General features: G+C 35.4%; 5 protein-coding genes. 4 read left to right on the forward strand and 1 reads right to left on the reverse strand.

Features of this window, described 5'->3' with window-relative positions; genetic code table 11:
- Positions 1-478 precede the first annotated feature (478 nt).
- The 4 genes from F6K13_RS17280 to F6K13_RS17295 all read left to right on the forward strand — a co-directional run bounded on the left by F6K13_RS17280 (position 479) and on the right by F6K13_RS17295 (position 3,980).
- Positions 479-1,558 (forward strand): HlyD family secretion protein, encoded by a 1,080-nt coding sequence (locus F6K13_RS17280; protein ID WP_124145577.1) that lies wholly within the window; start codon positions 479-481, stop codon positions 1,556-1,558.
- Between the two features lie 651 nt (positions 1,559-2,209).
- A complete protein-coding gene (locus F6K13_RS17285; RefSeq protein ID WP_124145578.1) occupies positions 2,210-2,578 on the forward strand; it encodes a hypothetical protein in 369 nt (122 codons plus the stop codon).
- Between the two features lie 359 nt (positions 2,579-2,937).
- Positions 2,938-3,156 (forward strand): family 1 glycosylhydrolase, encoded by a 219-nt coding sequence (locus F6K13_RS17290; RefSeq protein WP_124145579.1) that lies wholly within the window; start codon positions 2,938-2,940, stop codon positions 3,154-3,156.
- A 257-nt stretch (positions 3,157-3,413) separates the two neighbouring features.
- Entirely contained in the window at positions 3,414-3,980 is a 567-nt protein-coding gene (locus F6K13_RS17295; RefSeq protein WP_275670395.1) for a glycoside hydrolase family 1 protein, read from the forward strand.
- A 307-nt stretch (positions 3,981-4,287) separates the two neighbouring features.
- Here the strand turns inward: F6K13_RS17295 and F6K13_RS17300 are convergent, their stop codons facing one another.
- Positions 4,288-4,677 (reverse strand): nuclear transport factor 2 family protein, encoded by a 390-nt coding sequence (locus F6K13_RS17300; protein WP_124145581.1) that lies wholly within the window; start codon positions 4,675-4,677, stop codon positions 4,288-4,290.
- Positions 4,678-5,122: the final 445 nt, after the last annotated feature.

A 5,122-nucleotide genomic window follows, 5' to 3' on the forward strand; every position in this document is an offset into this window, starting at 1 on the left:
AAATTCAAAAAACAATACTATCTACATTATATTGTAGAGGGTTCGTATACAACACTCTTACCGCTCATTACTCTAAGTTGATATAGCAACTCTCTAAATAATTTGTAAGAAATTAGTAAAATAACTATTATCCCTAGACTTCCCTTGCGTATTAGGTATGTAGGTGGTGCGGTCATTTCAGTTATCAGGCACGCCTCCTCCGGAGGAACTGCGGACTTCAGTACCTCTGCAATCAGGAGGCTACGAAAATACGGAATTTTCTTTTCTCTTGGTCTCATGGATATGGCGAAGAGACCTGTTCTTACAGACCCGCTCCGAAGATCGCCATCCCACCCTACGGGAAGCTCCGAAGATCGACTGCTTTTTATCCTCTTAAAAGAGGAGGCGTAACTACCCAAATTTTTCGGTAAGCTTTTTCACCTAAAACCTACCACCTAAAACCTACCACCTTCTTCAATTTAATAAGTGAATATCAATTATGTTAAATAATTCTGATTATGTAGAACTACAACCTCTAGAAAGTGATGAATTTCTCCCTCCTCTAAGTCCTTGGAGCAAAATAGGAGGAATGTTTTTAGTAGGAACATTTGGTGTCGCTATTGCTCTAATGAGTGTAGTAAAGTACAACCCTACTGTAAGAACTGAAGCAATTGCTCGACCAACAGGAGACGTAAGAATTGTTCAGGCACTTACAGAAGGTAAAGTTGAAAGTGTAGAAGTAAGTGAAAATCAAACTGTTGAGATGGGAGAGACCATCGCACGCATAGATGAATCTGCACTTAATCGCCAAAAAAATCAACTACAGGAAAAAATAAAACAGTGTGAGGTAGAACTAGAACAGATAAATCAACAAATTTCTGCTGTAGAAGTTCAAATTTTAGCTACCGCGAAACCTCAGACTTTTCAGAAATCTAGATCGAGTACAACAGCAAACAATAAAATAGATAATGCATCTGTTGAATCAGCCATTTTAGATTTATCTCAATCTTTACCTACAGTTGCGCAACAATTTGCTAAGGATCGACGAGACCTAATTGTGAAGCGGACAAAATTAATTAAAGATTTGACTGCAGGTACCAGAGAACTAGAAAAAGTAGATATTAAACTTGATAATAGTGTAATTCGAGTCCCTGTAGATGGTACTATCTTTAAACTATCTTTGCGTAATCCTGGGCAAACTGTAAAGTCAGGAGCAGCGATCGCTCAGATTGTTCCTAGTAATGCACCTTTAGTATTTAAAGGCAGAGTAACAGCAGCAGATATTGCTAGGGTAAAAGTCGGCCTACCTGTGCAAATGAGGATTTCAGCGTATCCTTTTCCGGACTATGGTATTCTCAAAGGAACTGTCAATTCAATTTCTCCAGATGCTATCACCTCAGAAGCACTTCGTGAAGCTTATTATGAAGTGACTATAGAACCTGAAAAACCTTACTTAGTTAGGAGCGGTCGTCAATATCTAATCCAACCAGGAATGGAAGGTCGAGCTGATATAATTTCTTCCCAAGAAACCGTGTTAACTTTTGTTCTCAGAAAGATTAGGCTATTAAGTGATTTTTAAGTTTTTATTTCCTTTGTGTTGGGCAGAGGAGGATGAGGAGTCAAAAATATTACTAGCGAATAATCTGAAAAAATTTGGTATAATTAATATCAATTTTTCTAATAATTTTATAGATTAATTGCTAAGATACTATTTTACACCTTTTCCTACTTTTTTCCATAAAGAATTGTTGAAAATACCTCTCTAACACCTACTATTTTTTTACATTTATGTTTATGTTTGAAAAATTTATCAGTAAAGTTCAGAAGTAACTTGACAAATATTTTTTTATCTGGATTGAAATTTAAACTCTTTACTATAATTAGTATCTCCGATTCCTGAAATAATCATTAGGTATAGTACACACTAAAGTTGCAACTTCAACAGTTGTTTTTGTTGAATATTTTAAGTTTAATTTAATGTTTTTACTGAAGAAAGTAATAAGTGACTAATTTATCTAAAAAAATATACTTTTTTTGACGAAAAATAGTATTTGTAAAGAACTATCAGCATTTGTGCTTAGATTGTTTTTTTACATTAAAATTAAAATAAATTTAGTAGTTATACTGAAGTATTATTTCTACATTTAGAAAAAGTTTTCCTAGCATTTTCAATAATTAGATAGTACAATAAAGGATATAAACCCTACACAACAATAAAAGAAAATTGATAATGAAGACAATCATTACTATCTTAGGTATTGGTGCAATCTTGCTATCTTATACTCCTACTACTAGAGCACAATCAAATAATCCTCAAATTGGAGAAACAACTCTTTCTGGAGACTCTCTGAAGACAGTAGAAGGCAGATCCATTAATAAAGATAATTACAGCACATATACTGATGACCCAAAATCTAGTAGCTCTCCTACAAATGGAATTAAACCTTATGAACTGCGTCGTCAACAACAAAACGTAGAAGTGATACCAGGAGTCTCGATTCCTGTAAACTCAGATCTGCCTAAATCAGAAAATCCTCTAGAAAATACCCTAGAAGGGGATAAACGAGAAGAAGGATTCAAACTAAAATTAGGAATTTAGAAATAATTGATTTATTCAACTTTTTGGGAATACTTTGCAAATTATAGATTCAAATGGAAATAACGGATGGGGAACTGAGAAAATCAGTTCCTCATTTTTGATCGAGGTTTTCTTGAGCGGGAGAGATGGGGAGATGGGGAGATGGGGAGATGGGGAGATGAAGGAGTAGTAAACATAATGTCCTTGTGATCAGCTAAAAATCATTTAGATTCTACAGCATATTTCGGGCAAATGAGGTACAGGGTAAATGATGAAAATATTGTAGTGCGGGCATCTTGTCCGCTTCGGGGTGTACCTCATAACAACAGAAAGCGCTGTATATTCCCTGTTCCCTGTTTCCTTTGAAAAAAATTGAATATATGAATAGTTATAAATTTCCAGACGATTTTATGTGGGGAGTAGCTACCGCTTCCTATCAAATAGAAGGTGCCGCCACAGAAGCAGGTCGCAAACCTAGCGTCTGGGATACCTTTAGCCAAACTCCAGGAAAAGTGTTACATGGCGATACAGGTGCAATAGCTTGCGACCACTATCATCGTTACGAAACAGATATTAGACTTGTCGCTTTAATTCCTTAAAAAAATCCCAAAAACCTTGTTCTGTAAGAATTGTAGCTATGGGATAGCAAAAATGCTGGGAATTATTGCTCTGTCTAGGTTAGAGTGATTTTTTTCCCTTATTTAGCGACAACTCTATTAGACTTGTCGCTTTAATTCCTTAAAAAAATCCCAAAAACCTTGTTCTGTAAGGATTGTAGCTATTGGCTGTAAACATGCTGGGAATTATTGCTCTGTCTAGGTTAGAGTGATTTTTTCCTTTATTTAGCGACAACTCTATTAAACTAATGGCGCAACTTGGTGTCAAACATTATCGCTTTAGTATTGCTTGGCCACGCATTATTCCTGATGGTCGGGGTATAGTCAATGAAGCAGGGATAGATTTTTATCGCCGTTTAGTAGACTGTCTGCATCAACACAATATTACTCCCCATGCAACTCTATTTCATTGGGATAGTCCTCAAACCTTGGAAGACTTATATCGGTCTTGGCGTAGTCGGGAAATGGCAAAAGATTTTGCAGACTATGTAACTGCTGTGCTAAGTCGGTTGGGCGATCGCATCACTAACTGGATAACTATCAATGAAATTACTTGTTTTACGCATCTCGGTTATGCCGTCAATTCTGACCTTTCCCACGCTCCAGGTACTCTGGTTAATACCAATAAAGAAGTCTGGCAAACTTCCCATCATGCTTTACTGGCCTACGGGTTGGCTATTCAAGCTATTCGTGCGGCCTCCCCCACACCTTGTTTGATTTGTTTAGTTGATAATATTTCTGTAACTGTTCCCATTTCTGAAACACCAGAAAATATTAAAGCTGCTCAACAAGCATTTCACCTTTAAGGAAGAAAAATTTTTTGATAAGACAGGTTGGTATTTGAAAGAAGGTAAAAAACAAAAGGCATAATAGATAAAGATGAAAATCCTAATTTACCAACACCTCTTTATTTGGGGTTGGTGATTAGGTAATGCCATTAAATATTTATGAACGGTACAATTATAGTTTTTTTCATAGATATTTGAGACAAAAGCATTACGCATTCACCAATGCCCTTTATTTATACTTACCTACTTACCACTAAATTTGTGAAGGGGAAAAATCAAAAATTTTTCTTGTCACTTAAATAACTACCTAAAACCTAACACCTTCTTACTCACCTTTGATTTGAGCCATCATTGCTGCATCATCCCAATAAGAAGATACTTGTTTAATTTTGCCATTTTCATTAATTTCAAATATACTAATTCCCTCTGCAACTCCCTGATTACCATTTTTTCCCACTCCTTGCATCGTCCATTTAACTGCTGCTCCATTATCTACAATAAATATATTGTTTGGTGTCAATTCTAGTTGAGCAAAAATCATTGATAATAGCCCAAAGAATTTCTGATAATCTGACTGTACATTGCTAGGTGGTTTACCCACAGGGTCATAGATAACACCGTCTTCAGCAAAGTTTTCTACCCATGCTTCGGCATTCATCGCTGCCATATTTGTAAAATAAGAATTGACTAATGTTTCGATAGTTTCTTTTGTCATTTTCGAGTTTTCTTTTAATCGGGGTTTTTCATCTAAATCATATTTATGATACCAAGTTGAGATAATTAGTTACAATCAATTTTTTTTCATGGCCAGATAAGCTGATTCAGAATATAATCCTAAATTCGGTTTATAGAGCATCCTTTTATGTAGACAGGGTTTAGGGGAAATGAGGTGAGGGTTGAATCTTACATCCTATAAAATATCTTTAATAACCAGATTTTGTCTAATTTATGATATTTAATTTCAATTTTAACTTCTGGATATCACTTTTTTTCCGGGATTCACTTTCTACAATTAACCACCTTTGTTTGACACCCGCATAAGTTACATTTTGCTCCAACCATTTATATCCTTTTTCTTGAATAATCCTGGTTATTTCTTGAATTTATGGATCTGTTTCCGGGGGGATTGTTACTTCTTCAAGGTCTAATTCAATTACTTC

This window comes from Okeania sp. SIO2B9 (assembly GCF_010672505.1).
In the GTDB taxonomy this organism is placed as follows: domain Bacteria; phylum Cyanobacteriota; class Cyanobacteriia; order Cyanobacteriales; family Microcoleaceae; genus Okeania; species Okeania hirsuta.